The organism is Amycolatopsis sp. 2-15 (assembly GCF_030285625.1).
GTDB classification, from domain to species: domain Bacteria; phylum Actinomycetota; class Actinomycetes; order Mycobacteriales; family Pseudonocardiaceae; genus Amycolatopsis; species Amycolatopsis carbonis.
Map to the genome: position 1 here is coordinate 4864796 of NZ_CP127294.1, position 16983 is coordinate 4881778.

13 protein-coding genes and 1 pseudogene are annotated in these 16983 nt (G+C 66.9%); 7 read left to right on the plus strand and 7 right to left on the minus strand.

The window, feature by feature from the left end; genetic code table 11:
• Positions 1 to 391 precede the first annotated feature (391 nt).
• Positions 392 to 1600: a cytochrome P450 family protein gene (locus QRX50_RS24180; protein ID WP_285974177.1), complete on the plus strand. Its 1209-nt coding sequence runs from the start codon at positions 392 to 394 to the stop codon at positions 1598 to 1600.
• Here the strand turns inward: QRX50_RS24180 and QRX50_RS49695 are convergent.
• On the minus strand, positions 1595 to 1822 hold the full coding sequence (locus tag QRX50_RS49695; RefSeq protein WP_353074168.1) for a nuclear transport factor 2 family protein: 228 nt from the start codon (positions 1820 to 1822) through the stop codon (positions 1595 to 1597). The genes QRX50_RS24180 and QRX50_RS49695 overlap by 6 nt on opposite strands.
• 762 nt (positions 1823 to 2584) lie before the next feature.
• On the opposite strand from QRX50_RS49695, the gene QRX50_RS24185 reads away from it, so the two are divergent.
• Positions 2585 to 4000, plus strand: coding sequence for an FAD-binding oxidoreductase (locus QRX50_RS24185; RefSeq protein WP_285974178.1), 1416 nt, complete (start codon positions 2585 to 2587; stop codon positions 3998 to 4000).
• A gap of 238 nt (positions 4001 to 4238) precedes the next feature.
• Here the strand turns inward: QRX50_RS24185 and QRX50_RS24190 are convergent, their stop codons facing one another.
• The 6 genes from QRX50_RS24190 to QRX50_RS24215 all read right to left on the minus strand — a co-directional run bounded on the left by QRX50_RS24190 (position 4239) and on the right by QRX50_RS24215 (position 11801).
• Positions 4239 to 6536: a penicillin acylase family protein gene (locus QRX50_RS24190; RefSeq protein WP_285974179.1), complete on the minus strand. Its 2298-nt coding sequence runs from the start codon at positions 6534 to 6536 to the stop codon at positions 4239 to 4241.
• A 525-nt stretch (positions 6537 to 7061) separates the two neighbouring features.
• Entirely contained in the window at positions 7062 to 7883 is an 822-nt protein-coding gene (locus QRX50_RS24195) for an isocitrate lyase/PEP mutase family protein (protein WP_285974180.1), read from the minus strand.
• A 58-nt stretch (positions 7884 to 7941) separates the two neighbouring features.
• Complete coding sequence (locus tag QRX50_RS24200; RefSeq protein ID WP_285974181.1) at positions 7942 to 8349, minus strand: nuclear transport factor 2 family protein; 408 nt, start codon at positions 8347 to 8349, stop codon at positions 7942 to 7944.
• Between the two features lie 434 nt (positions 8350 to 8783).
• A complete protein-coding gene (locus QRX50_RS24205; protein ID WP_285974182.1) occupies positions 8784 to 8948 on the minus strand; it encodes a hypothetical protein in 165 nt (54 codons plus the stop codon).
• Between the two features lie 748 nt (positions 8949 to 9696).
• The gene (locus tag QRX50_RS24210) at positions 9697 to 11535 is read right to left on the minus strand and encodes a hypothetical protein (protein ID WP_285974183.1); all 1839 of its coding nucleotides are present in this window, start codon (positions 11533 to 11535) and stop codon (positions 9697 to 9699) included.
• Between the two features lie 11 nt (positions 11536 to 11546).
• Entirely contained in the window at positions 11547 to 11801 is a 255-nt protein-coding gene (locus QRX50_RS24215; RefSeq protein ID WP_285974184.1) for a hypothetical protein, read from the minus strand.
• Between the two features lie 575 nt (positions 11802 to 12376).
• On the opposite strand from QRX50_RS24215, the gene QRX50_RS24220 reads away from it, so the two are divergent.
• The 5 genes and pseudogenes from QRX50_RS24220 to trxA all read left to right on the plus strand — a co-directional run bounded on the left by QRX50_RS24220 (position 12377) and on the right by trxA (position 16742).
• On the plus strand, positions 12377 to 13408 hold the full coding sequence (locus QRX50_RS24220) for an alpha/beta fold hydrolase (RefSeq protein WP_285974185.1): 1032 nt from the start codon (positions 12377 to 12379) through the stop codon (positions 13406 to 13408).
• A gap of 135 nt (positions 13409 to 13543) precedes the next feature.
• A pseudogene (locus tag QRX50_RS24225) lies at positions 13544 to 13701 on the plus strand (aldo/keto reductase); the annotation flags it as partial.
• Positions 13702 to 14105: 404 nt separating this feature from the next.
• Positions 14106 to 15401 carry an MFS transporter gene (locus QRX50_RS24230; RefSeq protein ID WP_285974186.1) on the plus strand — a complete coding sequence of 432 codons (1296 nt, stop codon included), beginning with the start codon at positions 14106 to 14108 and terminating at the stop codon, positions 15399 to 15401.
• Between the two features lie 276 nt (positions 15402 to 15677).
• The gene (locus QRX50_RS24235) at positions 15678 to 16313 is read left to right on the plus strand and encodes an ABATE domain-containing protein (protein WP_285974187.1); all 636 of its coding nucleotides are present in this window, start codon (positions 15678 to 15680) and stop codon (positions 16311 to 16313) included.
• 102 nt (positions 16314 to 16415) lie between these two features.
• Positions 16416 to 16742, plus strand: a complete 327-nt coding sequence (gene trxA, locus QRX50_RS24240) for a thioredoxin (protein WP_285971353.1) — start codon at positions 16416 to 16418, stop codon at positions 16740 to 16742.
• Positions 16743 to 16983 lie beyond the last annotated feature (241 nt).

Here is a 16983-nt window from a genome sequence, read left to right on the forward strand (position 1 = left end):
GCGATAATTCCGACCCACACGGCGGTGCAGACGCGCTGTGCTCGACCGTCAGGCACATGAGGGTGGCGCCGACCCTTTTCAGAGTGCCGTGCGTGACGATGGCGCCCCGTCGTTCACGACCAGCGTCGGGGGTAGCGGCGCGGTGACGAGGGGAGGAGCTGCAACCGGTCCACGGCACTAGGTTTATTTGACTGGACGTTGGTAACGGGAGGTACGAATTGACGTGGGGAGAGCATCGCAGGAACGTACTGATCTGCTGCCGGGCCTAATAACCGATAGTTCCCGATTGCCGGTTCTGAGCTGCCCGAAATCACCTTCGCGTGCTGTCTTATCGGGTCACGGCGCCTCTGTGGTAGTTGATCATGCGGTGCACCAGTTTAGGGTGGGATGCATGCGGGTCGTTGTGGATGGTAAAGCGATGCAGGACGCGCACGGCTTCATGGCGAAGCTGCGCGCGTCAGCGCCGGTGTGCCCGGCTTCGGAGGCCCGCCAGGCGGCGGCTGTACTCGTCACCCGTTACGAGGATGTGCGCGCTCTCGTCGGTGACGGCCGCGTCCGCCACGACGTCCGGTCGAAGGCCGAACAGGAGGCCGCGGCCGAGCAGCGGGAGCTCACGCCGCGCGAAGAGCTGATGCACCGGGCGCTGGGCATCAGCATGATCTACCGCGACCCGCCCGACCACACGCGGCTGCGCAGGCTGGTTAACCGGGCCTTCACCCCGCGAGCGGTCGAACGGCTCCGCCCGCCGCTGTCGACGGTGATCGACGAGCTGATCGCCGCGTTCACTCCGGGCCGGCCGGTGGACCTGGTGGCCGAGTTCGCCGTGCCGCTGACCACCTTCGCGATCTGTGAGCTGCTCGGGATCCCGCAGGACGAACGCGCCGCGTTCTGGGGCTGGTCGCAGGAGATCAACGACGCCGAACTCGGCGACGGGTACTACGAAGCGCTCGCCGAAGCCGTCGCATACCTGACCGCCCTGATCGAACGCAAGCGGGCCAACCCCGGGACGGACTTGCTCTCCGAACTCATCGCAGTGTCCGATGAGGACGGTGACCGGCTGAGCGCGGACGAGCTGGTCGCCACTTCGCTGCTGCTGTTGATCGCCGGCCACGACACGTCGGTGCACCTGATCGCCAACGCGGTGCTGTGCCTGCTGACTTCGCCGGACCAGCTGGCCGCGTTGCGCGCCGATCCTTCGTTGGTGGACAACGTCGTGGAAGAGGTGCTGCGGTACGAGTCCCCGGTGAACATCCTGCCGCCGCGGTTCGCGGGCTCGGCGATCGAGCTGGCAGGCGGGACCATTCCGGAAGGCGAGATGGTGCTGCTGTCGGTGCTGTCGGCCAACCGCGACGAATCGGTGTTCCCGGACCCGGACCGGTTCGACATCACCCGGTCGACCGCCGGGCACCTGGCCTTCGGACACGGCATCCACTACTGCCCGGGCGCGCCACTGGCCCGGATGGAGGGCCGGCTCGCCATAGCCGCTCTGGTCGCGCGGTTTCCGCACCTGCGGCTCGCCGTCCCGCCGGCGGAGGTCCGGTGGCGCGACAGCACGTTGATGCACGGCCTGGAGAGCCTGCCGGTCCGGACGGGCTCATGATGGTGTCCGGACCGGACGATTACACACTGGGCCGGTCCTCGGCCGAGACCGCAGCCCGACGAAGTGCGTAGTCGCTTCGTAGCAGCCGAAGCTTGCGAAACCCGCGGCGAGTGTTTCGCTACCCCGAAGCTGCCGTTCACCCTCGTACACCGTGACGACGCCGTCAGGGGCGAACAGATCAGCCTGTTCCGCTGGCGTGCGGCGATCCGCGTAATACGCGATGACTCACACCCCACGGCATCCCTCCCCTGTGGATGATCAACTGTTGGCGGCCGGCCGCGGTTGCCTCTTACCGCCTCCCGGGATCAGATCCGGTCGTTTGTCGGGCCGGTAGAAGTAGCGAGACTGCCCGGAGCCGCGCGACGGACGGTGTATCCGACGCTCGCCGGTCAGCTAGTTGGACTAGATGGTCCTCTATGGTGCATGATGGTCCCGAGGGAACAACGGTGCGTTGGGTGAGCTCAGTGGCGCTGTCCGCTGAACTTTGACGTAAGTTCGCGAGGAGGGTTGCCATGGTGAGTGGGTCGGGCTCCATGTCGAGTTCACCACAGCGGAGCCGCCGTGCGGTCGTGCACGCCTCTAGCTCCCCGGCGGGCACCTCCGAGATTCAGCATGTGCGGTGGTCGAGGTGTCGTTGGGCGAGGGGAAGCCGGAGTGGTCTCAGCGATTTGCGGCCGAATTCCGTTTAAGCAGTGCCCGCAGGTAGTAGGCGGTAGAAGCTTTGGCCTGGTACCCCCCCTGATCTTGTTGCTGAATTAGTGTATTCTTTTTGTCAGTCAGCTCTTGATCAACTAGGCCCACAGTGACCACACGAGTTCACTTCCGTGTCGGCGCAACACGCCGTGATCATCGCGAGACGACGGTCGTCCAGCACAATGCGCGGTCTGCCCTCGGCGTTCGATGCCCTCCCTTATGCACGGTGAAATTTCGCAATGTTTTCCCTGATATTTAGTTCGCCCTGGTATCCGACGAAACGGAAGAACTATGCGCGAAACTCTTTGGAATTCTGCCCTTTCGTCCACGCGAGCTGAGGAGCTGGCCGTCCTTCGCCAAGAAGTCATCGGTGAGGTTCTCGTCCCGGGGCAGCCGCGTTATGCGGACGAATGCCGGCAGTACAACTTGTTGGCCGCCCTGGAGCCCGAGGTTGTGGTCAGCGCGGCCCGCGCGGCGGATGTCGCGGCGGCGGTGAGGTTTGCCGGGGCCCGGGGGTTGCCTGTTGCGGTGAAGAACTCGGGCCATCAGGTGGTTTCCTCTGCGCGTGGCGCTGTGCTGGTCACGACGCGACAGATGAAAGGCATCTCGATCGACGTAGCGCGCCGAAGGGCTCGCGTGGCAGCCGGTGTGATTTGGCAGGAGGTCATCGACGAGGCGGCGCGGCACGGTCTGGCTCCGCTGAGCGGTTCGGCGCCGGACGTGGGGGTGACCGGGTACACGCTGGGCGGAGGGCAAAGCCCAGTCCTCGGTCGGAGCCTGGGCTACGCGGCCGACCACGTGCATTCCCTCGACGTTGTGACGGCCGACGGGCAGCTGCGCACGGTGACTGCCGAGAGCGAACCCGACCTGTTCTGGGCGCTGCGTGGTTGCAAGGGTAATTTCGGGGTGGTCACGGCGCTGGAGTTCGAGCTGTTCCCCGTCACTCGGTTCTACGGGGGCTCCCTGTATTTCGCGGGCGCGCACCTGGCCGAAATTCTGCACGCTTGGCGCGTGTGGGTCACCGGCTTGCCAGTAGAGGCGACTTCGTCGATCGCCGTGCAGCGATTGCCCGTGCTTCCCGAGCTGCCGGAGCCGCTGAGGGGAGCGAACGTGGTCCACCTCCGTTACGCGCACCTCGGGTCCGAACAGGACGCCGAGCGTCTGCTCGCCCCGATGCGCGCTGTCGAACCGGCGGTCCTCGACGCGATGTCAGAGCTGCCCTACACGGCTTCGCGGCGGATTCACAACGACCCCGAAGACCCGATGCCGTACTGGGACAGGACGACCTCACTGCGGGAGTTCTCCGCCGAGGCTGTCGAGGCCTTCGTGGGGGTCCTCGGTCCTGAGTCTGGTTCGCAGCTGGTCAATGTCGAAATCCGGTACCTGGGGGGTGCCTTCGATCGGGAGCCGGCCGTCGCCAACAGCGTCTCCACGCGGGGTGTGCCGTTCGTCGTGTTCGGCTTCGGCGTCGGCGGGCCTGATCAGGCCGAACTGATGCGCGGCAGCCTGGCCGCGGTGATCGACGCGCTGGCCCCGTGGTCAGCGGAGCGCCGGATGGCCAACTTCCTTTCCCGGGACGAGGCCACCAGTCCGGCCGAAATGGAAAAGGTGTTCGGTACCGAACGCTACGCCCGCCTGGTCGAGATCAAAAAAGCCCACGACCCGGCCAACGTGTTCCGGCTGAACCACAACATCCCGGCCGCCTGACCGGGCGTTCCGCTAGGGCGAGTCGGGCACAGCCTCGGTCCTGGTGTTCACGACGTGGACGACCTCGCAGCGACAGACGACGGGGAGTTTGATGCCCCATGGATGTCAAGCGATCTTTGCCCTCTGAACTGCGACTACGGAGTCGCGCACTTTCGTTTCGTTCGCGAGGTTGACCCCTCGCGGGGGACCGGGAAACCCCGACGCGAGGCGGCTTCGTCGCGCACCTCGCGTAGGGAAGTCACGCAGGTGGGTTCAGCTCGATCACGGTCTCCGCCTCGGCGTCGATCCGTTCCCGGCTGTAGAGCAGGGGGAAGGCTTCGCCGCGCGTCCAGGGGGCGAACAGGTCGGTCAGGTGCGGGTCGTCGAGGCGGCCGGACTGGCCCGGCGCGTTCATGGCGAGCGACGAGTCCCACTCGCCGACGTCGACCACGACCCGGAATGTCGCGCCCGCCGACTGCACAAAGTTCGGCCCGTACGCGGTGCTCCCGACGGTGTCGCCGCTGCCGCCGCGCGGAAGCGGTTCCGTGACCAACCGGTCTTCGGACAGGTTAGGGAGCAGTGCCTTCAGCGGGTGCTGCGCGCGGGCCACGTGTAACTTTCCCCACGCCCACGCATTTCGGTCCGTGCCCAGCAACTTTTCGAGCTCGGCCACCGCGGCGGGCAGGGTCTTCTCAGCGACGTCGGCGAACATGTCGGGATCTTCGATCAGCTGCAGGTCGATGCGCGGGTCGGCGAGCTGGTCTTCGGCGGGTGAGATGCGGGTGGCCGTCGCGGCGGCCTGCTCCCCGACCAGTGGTTCCAGCGCCCGGGCCAGCAACTCGGGCCGCAGGTGCCGGCGGTACCAGACCTCGAACAGCGCGGCGGCCGCGCTGTCGGGGGCGAGCACGGCGTCCCAGCCGGTCAGCAGGTCCAGGCCGTCGACGTTGGTCCGCAGTTCCCGCAGCCGCGCCACGATCCGGCGCGCGGGCACGGACAGGAAGTCGCTCTGCAGCGCGACCATGCTCTGCGGCGTGGCGTCGGTGGTCTGCGCGAGGACCTCGTCGATGCGGTGCTTGCGGTAGGGCGCGTACCAGTCGTAGGTGATGTGCCGGTCGGGCGGGTAGTCGGCGGGCAGGTTCATTTCGTTGGCCGTGGCCAGGAATCCCGCCTCCGGGTCGACGGCGCCGGGCAGCTGGTCGGTGTCGTAGAAGCCGGCCCACTCGTAGCGGCCGTCGCCGGGCACGGGCAGGGTGCCGTCCCAGTTGGGCCGGATCGGTGTGAGACCGCCGGTCTGCCAGGCGATGCGGCCCGACGGGTCGGCGTAGACCTGGTTCTCCGGCGGTGCGCCCCAGCGGTTCATGGCGGCCGAGAACTCGTCCCAGTTCCGTGCGCGCATGTAGTCCATGCCGCCGAGGTAGGGCGCCATGCCGGGCTCGAGCCAGGCCGCGCGGACCGCGAACGCCGTGTGCTTGGCCGGGTCCTGGTACACGACCGGGCCGTGGCGGGTGAAGAGCAGCTCGACCTCGACCGGGTCGCCGTCGCGCACGGCGATCGTGTCGGTGACGCGCCGCATCGGTTCCCAGCGGCCGTCGTAGCGGTAGCTCGCCGGGTCGGCGGGATCGGTGTCGTAGACGTAGAGGTCTTCCTGGTCGATCGCGAAAATGGTGAGGCCGAAGGCGATCCGGCCGTTGTGGCCGATGGAGATGCCGGGCAACGCGGGCTCGCCGCCGCCGATCACGTTGAAGCCCGGCGCGTTGAGGTGCGCGATGTAGCGCAGCCCGGGCAGCGCGGCGGCCGCGCGGTGCGGGTCGTTGGCCAGCAGCGGCCGGCCCGAGCGGGTGCGCGAACCGGCGAGGACCCAGTTGTTGCTGCCCTCCGGGAGCACGTCACCCTGCGGGTCCTGTGGCGCGGGCGGCGCGAACACGGGCGCGGTCGTGGCGAGGTCGTACACGCGCAGCACGTCGTCGGGGATCGCGGTGAGGTCGAGCCCTTCGGGAATCTCGACGGGCCGCCACGGTTCGCGGCGCCGGCGCAGCTCTTCGGCGTCCGCGGGCAGGTCACGCAGGGTGCGAGCGCGGGCGACCTCCTCGCGGACGTTGTAGAACAGCCCGTGGCTGCGGATGCGCGCCACGTCTTCGGGTGCCCACAGCGCCGGCTCGTACCCGAGCTCGCGGAACTCGGCCGGCAGCAGCTCGGGGTCCTGGCGGGTGAGCTCGACGAACGCGTTGACGCCTTCGACGAACGCGGTCGTCGCGCGCTTGGTGTCCGAGCCGTACGCGAGCCACTCGCGGTGCATGTCGCCGCCGTAGAGGAACAACCGCGCCGCGCGGTCGCGCTCGGCGTGCTCGGGCCCGAAGACCTCGGCCAGCCGGCCGAGGCCGCGCCGGCGCCAGAAGTCGATCTGCCACAACCGGTCGCGGGCGGCGTTGAAGCCCTGGGCGCGGAACGCGTCGTAGGTGCTGGCCGCGTAGATGTGCGGCACACCCCAGCGGTCGACCACGATCTCCGCGGGCGCCGTCAGCCCAGGCAGCGTGTGGGAAATTCGGTCAGGTGCCACGGCTGTCTCTCATCAAGGGGTTTACGGCTCTGTCAGGGAAGGTGTGCCAGTGGACTGTCTGCAACGCATGGTCTCCGACCTTGCTCGGCGGATTCGCCCGGTGTTACGAGCCGCCGGGCGACACCCTCGTGGAGCCTGCTGATGGTGCAAGACGTGGTCGAGGCATCACGCGACCTCGGGGTGCAGCAGGGTGCAGAGGGGCTCGAGACCGGCGATCCGGTAGGCGGCCGGAGTAGTTGCAGGCCACCGCCGGCGGCACCGGCACCGCCAGCCCGTCGCGGCAGGCCGGCCGCAGCACACGACGTTGCCATGACCACACGCGCCCGCTGTGCGCTGTGCGCGGTGCGTCGGCATCCCCTCACCGGTTTCGGTCATGTGTTTCCCCACTTATCGAATGTGCCTGACCGGGCTCTGCTCTCTAATCGCCCGGATGTATCCGCGCGAGTCACTCGGGCAGTCAGAACAGGTCACGTCGCGATCCGACTGCATGAGGCAAGTGTGCAGCTGCCCGGTTGCGTGGCTGTGTCAACCCTTGATGAGGTCGATGATGTGGCCGAAGTCGAGATTCGATGCCAGCGCCGTCAGGTCTCCCTCCGCTAGCTTCGCCGCAGCCGCCTGTGTTGCTCCGAGGGCGTGTGTGTAGGGATCGACCCCGAGGCTGATCCGGCGGACACCGATCGTCTGGAGTTCTGCGAGGGTAGCCCTGTCCTGGGGGCTGACGAGGACGTTGACCGGCTTGGGCGAGACTGCCTCGATGACCGCGGTGATGGAGGCCCGGTCCGGCAAGTTCGGTGCGTAGAGAACGTCCGCTCCCGCCTCCGCGAAGGCGGAGAGCCGGCGGATGGTGTCACCGATGTCGGAAATCCCCCACAAGAAGTTGTCCGTACGGCCGGTCAGAACGATCCGTCCGCGCGCAGCTGCGGCTGCAGCCTCGATGCGGCGAACCGCGTCGTCGAATTCGCGAATCGGCTGGGAGGGGTCGCCGGTGGTGTCTTCGATTCCGATGCCGGCCAGGCCGTGGGCGACAGCGGCATCGACGGTGGCCCGGACGTCCTCGGAAGTCTCGCCGTAGCCGTCCTCAAAGTCACCGTTGATCGGCAGGCCGCTCACCGACGTGAGGAGCCCGGCATGAGCCAGGTGCTTGTCGCGGCTGACGGCGTGGATACCGTCGAGTCGACCCAGTGTCGCCGCGAAGGCCGCCGAGGAGGTTGCGACGGAGGCGAATCCGGCTTCCTTGAAGAGCAGGGCCGACGGGGCGTCCCAGGCGTTGGGCATGATGAACGCCTCGGGGCCGCGATGGAGTTCGAGGAACTGTTCATAGCGGGCGTGTTGCGTCGTGTCAGGCATCGTGATGGTCTTTCTTCTTTCTGCGGCTTGACGGTCGTTCGATGTCCGGTCTCGGCCGTTACTGGCCGTCGGGGTCTTCGCCGGTGGTGTTCTGCTCCAGCTTGGCGACCTGGTAGAAGGCGATGGCCCAGCCGGTTCCGGTCCGTTTCAGCAGGATGCTGAGGTAGACGTTGACCGTGGGGCGATCGGTGAAGGAGAAGTCGACGTTCAGGTATCCGAGGACGACGTCGTCGGAGAGACGCCTGGTCTCCAGGACCTGGTACTCGGCGGTCAAGCCGGGGGGCTGGGAGTCGTAGTAGGCGGCGACGCCGGGACGTCCGACGCTGTAGGGGTGCAGGCCCTGGAAGATGGCGTCGTCGGTGAAGTGGGCGGCCACCTGGTCGGGCTGGTGCTTGTCGACGGCGGCCTTCCAGCCGTCGAGGACGCCGCGCAGGATCGTCTCGTTGTTCGCGGTGTTCTGGTTCACGGTGGTGCTCCCCGGAAGCAGTGGGTGCGTGCAAGCCGCCCTTGGGCAGCGAGGCGAGAACGGGACGGGACACGGGAAAGGGGTTGTTGATCTCGGTGACGGTGGTGTAGTCCTCGGCGGTGTGGCCGGTGAATGGCTTGGAGACGTAGACGCCCGCGTTGTTGACCCAGGTGTAGACGCGGCCGACCCGCTCGACGGCAGCGGCGGCCAAAAACCTCAGCACGAGGGCATCGGTGTCGAGCTGGTTCCGGCGAAGCCGTTCAGCCAGGTCGGTAACGGGCCGCTGTCCGGGCAGTTCGGCGTCTTCGACGATGCTGTGCATGAGAAACGGTGCCCGGTCGGCGCCGGCAGTCCTCGATCCGAGTTCCGAGCCGGGTTTCCGCGTGACGGCTGGTCCTCAGACATGATCATGGCCGGGCCGGGCCCGGATTCGCTCAGCTTTCATCCAGGGACAGGCCGCCATCAGCCGGGATCCTGGCGTCGTCCGACTCGACCGACGGCGAGGCCGCTTCAGCGGGCGCGGCTTCGCGGTCGCGAGCGAGCTGGGCGATGAAGTATTCCGGGTCGTCAGGGTCGAAATGCCGTTCGGTGCTCTCCACCGGCTTACCACGCTCCAATCACCAAGGGGCCGTGGCTTCTACCGCCGGCCGCCGTCGTCACCTCGATTGGTGTCAACCCATGGGGGAATCTTTCGGTGGTTCGGCGAAAACTTGCCCTGGAATTTCCCGCCGGGCACCGGCGAGTCTTCGGCCCCGGGTCGTGCAGCCCGCCGAGAGGTGCCCCCCGCGCCGGCATCAAGCCACCCCGCCCAGCTGCGCCCTGCCTGCACGGCAGCGCGGGGCGGGCTCATGTGCCTCCTGCTCTTGCCGCTGGACTCCGCTGCCGCAGCCCGAGCGGAGTCATCCAGCCTCGCCACGAAAGAACTCCCGCTCATTCCCACCGACCCCCGTAGGCGCGGCGTGGTCCCGGTATCGCCGAGCAGGCGATCGGCCTCAAGCACGTGGAGGAAGCAGTCGCGATTCGCGACCGGCTACCGACATCGTTCGACCGGGCGGCAATGCTACCGCCGGGTCGCGACGGCGGAGGTTGCTCACCGTGACTTTCGTCGGCGGCGGCTTCTCAGGCGTCAAAGGCTTCGCCGAGCTGCTACAGGTCGCATGTGACGTCGGGACTGTGGGGCTATTTGTGGGACTTCGTTGCGGTGAGGCGAAACTAGAGTGGTTCCAGCGCTTTGCAGCGGAGTTCGATGCGGGAGTGTCGGGTCTCAAGCACCCTGCTGTCCTGCCCGGTGACGACGCTGCAGCGCTGAGCCTTTGCGACATATCGCCAGTTCGGGCGCGGGTCGGCTTATGCCTCGGCTGCAGTCTCGCGATCGTCGCGGGCACACTGCTCAACCCAGGGCCAGGAAAGGCGCAGCGGCCCCTTCGTGGTGGAGATCGCCTCCCACAGCCGGCTCGTCGATTCATCGCCTGTGCGGCGCGTGGCGTGGCTTGCGCGGGCGATCCGGCCGGCTTCGTCTTCAGTGATGCCGAGGGCGCAGCGCAGCAGAGCGATGTAGGTGCCGGCGGGGCCGCCGTAGCCATAGTCGTAGCCGTCGCCGTAGCCGAATCCTTCGTTCCCGTTGCGAGGCTGCATCGGGACCGGGGCGGTGCGCAGCCGGCCCTCGGGTGTGAAGGTGAGGGCAAGAAACACGGTGGAGGAGCCGGATTCGTCGCCGGCGAGGATCGTCTCGTCGGTCCAGGTGTCGACGACGTCGAGCGCGGTGGGCCACTCGGCACGAAACCAGGTGTCGCCACCGGTGAGCCGGACGGTGACGATGTAGCGGCCGTCGGCATCGCGGTAGGCGTTCAGAACGGTTTCGTCGAACCCGTCAGCGAGCAGGCGCTGCACCCGGCGCAGGTGGCGAGCCTGGTCGAGTTCGACGGTGGTCAGGTTGACGCGCCAGGCGTCGACGAGCGGCCCACGCCACGGTGCGCTGTAGATCGCGGTACCGGTCTCGGTCAGCTCGGTGTACCGGCCGGGGTTTCCCTTCTCCGCGAGGCGCAGCTGGCGGCCCAGGGCATCGATGGCTTCCTCGTAGACTTCGCCGAGCGGGTCCTCGACGTCGAGGTCGCCCTCGAGGGTGCGCAACTCGGTCAGCTCGCCGGCGACGACGTCGAGATCGGTGACCGGGGTGGCCGCGGTCAGCGCTTGCTCCAGCTCGACCGGCGGGGCGGGCTGGGCAGGGCGGGCTACGAGGTACCAGCCCTCGCCACTGCTCGGGGTGTTCTCGTGGGCGGTGCGCAAAGTGCGCAGGCGGTCGGCAGCGTCGGCGGTCAACGCGGCGAACGCGGCCGGATGCCGTTCGGCCACGTTGGCGGTGATCGCGCGCTCGAGGCGGTTCTGCGTGGCGGGCCACTCGGTGACGGTGTCGGGGATGGTGAACGTCGCGGTGCAGGCGAGGCTGCGCTCGGCGTTCTCGACGGTCCGAGTGCCTTCGATCCACAACGGGATCGGCCGGCCGATCACCTTGGCTACGTCCGCCAGGTCGAGGTGGGCCTGCCACTCGACGGCGCTGTCCGCGGCGGTGCCCGACGTCCGGTCCATGCTGCGGTGCTGCCGGCGACGGAGCTCGCTTTGCGGCTCGCCGGCCACGGCGGGCCGGGACGTGATCCGATAGACGTAGGCCGAGGGGGAGAACCGCGTGTTGAGGGCCAGGTGTTCTTCCACCGGCATGATCACCGCGGCGGTGTACCACCAGAGAGGTTCGATCAGGTCGGCGGCACCCACGGCCATCCAGCCCTTGTCGTTTGTGTCAGTGTCGCCGAGGGGCTGCAGGTAGATCACGTGGCCGCGGTCGGTGTCCCACACTATTGCGAACATCGTGCGCCCGGTGATGTTGACGGTGACGACGCGCCGCAACAGCTCGACCGCGGGTTCGGTCGCGGCCGGCGCCGAGAAGAGCCACAGCGAGTCGTCGGGCACGGCGCGGCCGGTGTGCGCAGACCACGCGTCGATGGTGGGGCCGAACCACAGCGGCTTGCCATCGGCGTCGAACCGATCCGGGCGGGGCAGCCGCGACCGGTCGGTGTTGTAGAGCCCACGGGCTCGGCCTTCGGAGATTCCGGCTCGGCGGGCGAGCTGAGCCAGGGTGTGCGGATGGTTCCGAGCCGGTGCTGGAGCAATTCCATCGGAAGCTCCGGTCAATGAACGCGGCATCATCTTCTTGGCCCGTGCTCAGGCCGGCAGGGCGCGTGCTGCGGTGGGATGTGCGGTGCCGCGATCCCCGCCGTGGCGAGCAGTTCGGGGGCCGTGCCCGTGCCGTCGTTGCACAGGCGCGACGTCGTGAGCACCGCGAGCAGGTCTGCCGCAGTGCTGGTGCTGGACCGGATCGAGTCGGGCCGCAGCTGCGCGGCCAGCTCGGCAACCTGTTCCAGGTCGACGCCAGTCACGGGTTGCCGGGTCTCGATCACAACTGTCTCCCTTTCTCCGCGCGGCGACTGCGGACCTGGTGCGATACCAGTCGCCACACCCTTGCTGACACGTGAGATCCTCTTCGTTAGCTGCACGGAAAGCTCAGATCTTCCTGCCACCGGCGGCTCGCATCCCTGACTCTGACTGCAGATCGCCTCCGTGACCGAGATACGCCGGACTGTGGCGATGGTCTGTCCGGATCATTTCGTTTGGTACCTCGATGAGGCCGGCAAGATCGCGGCCGCGCAGAGTCGCGGATGGAGGCCGAGGCGGGCCGGCTCGGCTGCCCGAGTTCTGAGGGTAAGAAGTCGCTACCCCCAGGCGCTCACTGTCTGAAGCGATCTACTGAGCCATAACTCGATGGGGTTGCAGTCTTGTAGCTCGATCGGGTGGAAGCGAGGTATCGGCTGGCGGCCGGCTCCAGCTTTCAGTCGAACGAACGGGAGGGGCGCCTTGTCCAACGGCACGTTTCCGTCCGGCCGGATTCCGAGCATGAACGTGCATGGCCGACTGTGTCGCTTCATCGTCCCGTGCGTCTGGTGACGCGTAACGAGTACCGACTCCAAGTAGGAGAATGATGGGCATCAAAATAGGAAAGGTCAACAGACCCTTCGCGTTCATTGCGGCTTTGGCGGCCTTACTGCTCGTGATTCCCGCGACTTCGAGCTCCGCCGCACGGAGCGAGAACGACGGGAATTCCGCCCTGGCGGCGCAGTCACTATCGCCTTACCCGCAATCTCAACCGCCTGCTGGTTTTCAATCCAAGTTCGCGGAAGTAAATGGCTTTAGTATGCACTATGTTCGGGGCGGCAAGGGCTCGCCTGTGGTGATGATCCACGGGTTCCCCGAGAATTGGTCTGAGTGGCGGCAGCAGATGGTCGCGCTCTCCAAGACCCACACCGTGATCGCAGTCGACATGCGTGGCGCTGGTGAGTCCGAGGTCACCAAGAGTGGTTATGATACAGCGCAGTTGGCGCGGGACGTGCATCAGCTCCTGACGCAGCTTAACCTCAACAAGGGTGTCCAGGTCATCGCCCACGATGTTGGTGAGTGGGTCGCCTACGCCTACGGGGCGCAATTTCGGTCGGAAGTGCGGAGCATGGCCGTGATGGAAGCCACCATCCCGGATGATAGCTGGTACAGTTACCCCGTCCTCAACGCCGACCCGGCCCAGCCGGCGGCGTGGCACTTCGGCTTGTTCCAGCTGCCCCTCGCGGAAAAGCTCATCGCCGGTAACGAGCGTGACCTCGTCCACGACATGATGCTTGAGTACGTGGCGGGCGATAAGTCGCCGTTCACGGCGTCGGACTTTGACTACTACGCCCACTTCCTGAAGGAGCCCGGCCGCACGACGGCCTTCATGAGTATGTACCGTGGGATCCGCACAGATGTTCAGCAGAACAAGGAATTCCTGGCTCAGGGCAAGTTGAAGATGCCCATCCTCGCGATCGGTGGTGAGCGTTCCTTCGGTTCACTCGTCCCCGATCAGTGGCGTGAGTACGCCGTGAACGTCGAGGGACGAGTCCTGAAGGGTTCGGGCCACTTCGTGACGCAGGAGAGGCCGGAGGAAGTGACGGCTATGCTGCAGTCCTTCCTGCAGAAGTAGCTTTCACCGCCAAGGTACGAACGACAACGATCCCGGCAACCTGCGAGAATCGTCTACATCGGTAGGTTCGCGCTGGTGGCGAATGCAGCGCCACCAGCGCGAACCAGCGGGTGGGCCTTGAACAACGGCGTCGAAATGCCGCAGCTCGGCTTCGGCGTCTTCCAGGTACCGCCCGCCGAGACGAAGGCCGCGGTCAAGACCGCACTGGGCGCCGGCTACCGCAGCATCGACGCCGCCACGCGTACGGCAACGAAGCCGCCGTCGGCGAGGCGCTCGCCGAATCCGGCATCGCGCCAGGCGGACCCACGACGGCAGCGGTATTCAACGCCCGCGAGGGGAACTCTCCTTCGAAGTGGTAAGACCCCACTTGGGCTCGACGCTGATCGCCTGTGCAGCAACGTCGACAACGAACGTGCATGACGTGTGTGGACCACGGCGGCCCTTGGCGATCCCACAATCTTGGGCGACGGGCGTGGCTAACGCTCGTGCACCGAGACTCCGTAGGTCCAGGCAACAGCTCGCGCGCTCCGGCGTCGAGTCAGGACGACGGCTCTCTTTTTCCTTCATGGGCTGCGGCACGGTCGCAGCCCATGATCGCGGCACAGGCGCGACCCCAGAGTTGTGTTGATCCTCCGCCGGTGGGATTGCCGGTGGGGAGTCGAGCTGCGCTGAGCTGCTGAGGAGTGGGGAGAGCATCATGACGGAAACCGAGGGGGAGACGCCGACGCGTCGCGCAACGCAGGTGCGTGTGGTGTCGGCATCGTCGTGTGCCGCGGCCGTCCCGATTCAGCCTGCGGCCGCTCGCGCTGCCGTCACTGCTGTAGAGCCAGGGAGCAAGCGAGGCTGGGCGGCAGTCGCCGCCATTGCACTTGGTGCGTTCATCGTCGTGATGACGGAGACGATGCCGGTGGGTCTGCTGCCGCGGATCGCAGATGGATTACATGTTTCGCTGGGCCTTGCGGGGTTGATGGTGCTCGTGCCGGGTTTCAGTGCCGCTTTGTCGGCGCCGCTGTTCTTCCTCAGCTCCAGCCGATTTGACCGGCGCTCGGTCATCCTCGTCCTGGGTTTGACGGTGCTGGTGTCGAACGCGATCGTCGCGGTGGCGCCGAACTTCGTCGTGGTGCTGATCGCCCGCATGTTCTTTGGCGCCACCCTCGGAGCTTTCTGGACTGTGGTCTCACCGGTCGGCCCCAAGCTGGTGGGCCCCGCTGGCGGCACTCGCGCCATCACCATCATCGCGGCGGGTATTTCGGGTGGGACAGTGGTGGGGCTGCCGGCGGGACAGTTCCTCGGCAACCTCGTGGGCTGGCGTCTCACTTTCGCCACCGCTGCGGCGGCGACACTGCTTGTCGTGATCGCGCAGACGCTCGTGCTGCCGGGTATTCCGCCGGACGGGCGTACGCATCTGCGTGATCTCGTGGGAGTCGTGACACGGCGGGCGGCACAGCTGGGAATGGCGGCGGGCGCATTGGTGTTCATCGGACAGTTCACCGCGTGGACGTACATCACCCCGTTCCTGATGGACCACACCCATCTGTCCAGCGGCGTGATCTCCCTGCTGTACGTCATCTACGGCATCGGCGGCATCGTTGGCTCGCTCATCGCCGGATCACTGTTCAAGCGCAATGTGATCGGAAGCTTCGCCGGGGCTGCGGTGGTGGTGGCCGCATTGGTCATCGGGCTTGCGAGCACGGGCACCTTACCCTGGCTGGCTGGGCTGTTGTTCGTGCTGTGGGGCTCATTCTGGGGAATCGTGAACCCGGGCACGCTGGTCTGGATACTCGATGCGGCGGCGGAAACTCCGGAGGCGGCGTCGGCAGTCAATGTGACGAACCTTCAGATAGCCCTGGCGGCAGGGTCTGGTCTCGGCGCGGTTCTGGTTACGTCGGCGAGCTTGCCGACAGTGTTCCTCACGGCCGGCTTCATCATCCTGGCCGCCGCTGTCCTCGCGGCGACGGCGACGCGGTTCGTGACGCTCGCCCGCAGGGAATGAGGACCTCAGGGCGAGGCCGGGGAATGGTCGGCGCCGGTGTGTCGGCGCCGGTCGGCGGTAAGAGCCGACCATCGGCTGACGCCGACAAGAAGACCAGCGCAGAGGAGAGAGGTGTATGGCGGCATCGAGCACGCGATTGCACTCCGCCGGCAAGGCTTTGCTCGCAAAAAGTGCAGCGGGTCTCCGTCGACACCCACTGCTGCCGCGGTGGAAGGTGGAGACCTCCCAGCTGTTCTCCTGGTCGAACACTCCGACCACAGCGTTGCGTTGGGCGCTGTGACGCGCCGCGAACGGGTCGCCGGCCAGGAACCGCCAATCGACTTGATGAACACCGTGTGGGGGAGCGGCAAGGGTATCGACGATGCTCTCGCCACCGCGGACGGTGCACTCGAGTGGATCCGGGAGATCGTTCCCCGTCTTGAACAACGTCCGAGGTCGCTCGACCACTGGTTGCCTTGTGCAAGCCCGTTGAGCGTGAAGGAGACGGCGTTCGACCTGCGTCGGCTTCGCGATGCGCTGAGACGGCTCGCTGCCGATGCAACAGCGGACGAGCGTCCGGCCGGGGTGGTGTCCGACTTGCCTGGCCGCCAGGCCGCGGTGAACCTGCTCAACAACACCGCAGCCCGTGCGGCCGCGTCGTCTGCACTGGTGTGGCCCGGTGCGGGCGTGCCGAGGATCGCGCTCCAGGGCGACCTGCCCGGCGGCATCGCGGTGAGTTCGCTCGTGGCGCTCCAAGCCGTGCGGCTTTTCGGCGGCGAAGAGCGGAAGCGCCTACGGGCATGCCTCGCACCGAGCTGTGCGAACTACTACCTGTCCGGCCACGGACGGCGAAGGTGGTGCTCGCAGGCTTGTGGAAACAGGGCGCGCGTCGCGCGGTTCAACAACAAGCAGTCGTCGAACGTGATCGGCTGATCGGCGCGGGTCCGCGACATCGGAACGTCTCGGAACCGCTCTCGGCGGCTACTCCGCCGGCAACCACTTACCCTCCGATACCGACCACCCGAAGGAGAAACCATGGGCAACAACACCGTCAAGGTGACCGACAAGTCGTTCGTGGACGACGTCCTGACCAGCGAGAAGCCGGTCCTGGTCGACTTCTGGGCGACCTGGTGCGGCCCTTGTAAGATGGTCGCTCCGGTACTCGAGGAGATCGCGGCCGAGAACGGCGAGAAGCTGACCGTCGCGAAGCTCGACATCGACGAGAACCCGAACACGGCGCGTGACTACCAGGTGATGTCCATCCCGACCCTGATCCTGTTCCAGGGTGGCAAGCCGGTGAAGCAGATCGTCGGCGCGAAGCCGAAGGCGGCTCTGCTGGCCGACCTGAAGGACATCCTCTGATCGAGCCCGCGCCCTGCTGCCGAGAACCCGGGCCTACGTGAGTCGCCTCACCGACTTGATTAGGACTATCTAGTCCACGTATGGTCACGCCGAGGTCGTGGTGACCCCGGCGACGAAGCAGGTCCGCCTGAGTGGAGCCGGGGCTCACGGACCGCCCGGATTCGACAAAGGCGAGCTCTGCCGGGAGATCCGGTGGTGCGGGTGCCGTCGAACGGTGCCCGACCCCGGGCCCAGGATCGAA

What these genes read in the sequence shown, in the direction of transcription:
- QRX50_RS24230 (WP_285974186.1), top strand. Translation starts at nt 14,106, where the DNA reads ATGACGGAAACCGAGGGGGAGACGCCGACGCGTCGCGCAACGCAGGTG.
- QRX50_RS24180 (WP_285974177.1), top strand. Translation starts at nt 392, where the DNA reads ATGCGGGTCGTTGTGGATGGTAAAGCGATGCAGGACGCGCACGGCTTC.
- trxA (WP_285971353.1), top strand. Translation starts at nt 16,416, where the DNA reads ATGGGCAACAACACCGTCAAGGTGACCGACAAGTCGTTCGTGGACGAC.
- QRX50_RS24220 (WP_285974185.1), top strand. Translation starts at nt 12,377, where the DNA reads ATGATGGGCATCAAAATAGGAAAGGTCAACAGACCCTTCGCGTTCATT.
- QRX50_RS24185 (WP_285974178.1), top strand. Translation starts at nt 2,585, where the DNA reads ATGCGCGAAACTCTTTGGAATTCTGCCCTTTCGTCCACGCGAGCTGAG.
- QRX50_RS24195 (WP_285974180.1), bottom strand. Translation starts at nt 7,883, where the DNA reads ATGCCTGACACGACGCAACACGCCCGCTATGAACAGTTCCTCGAACTC.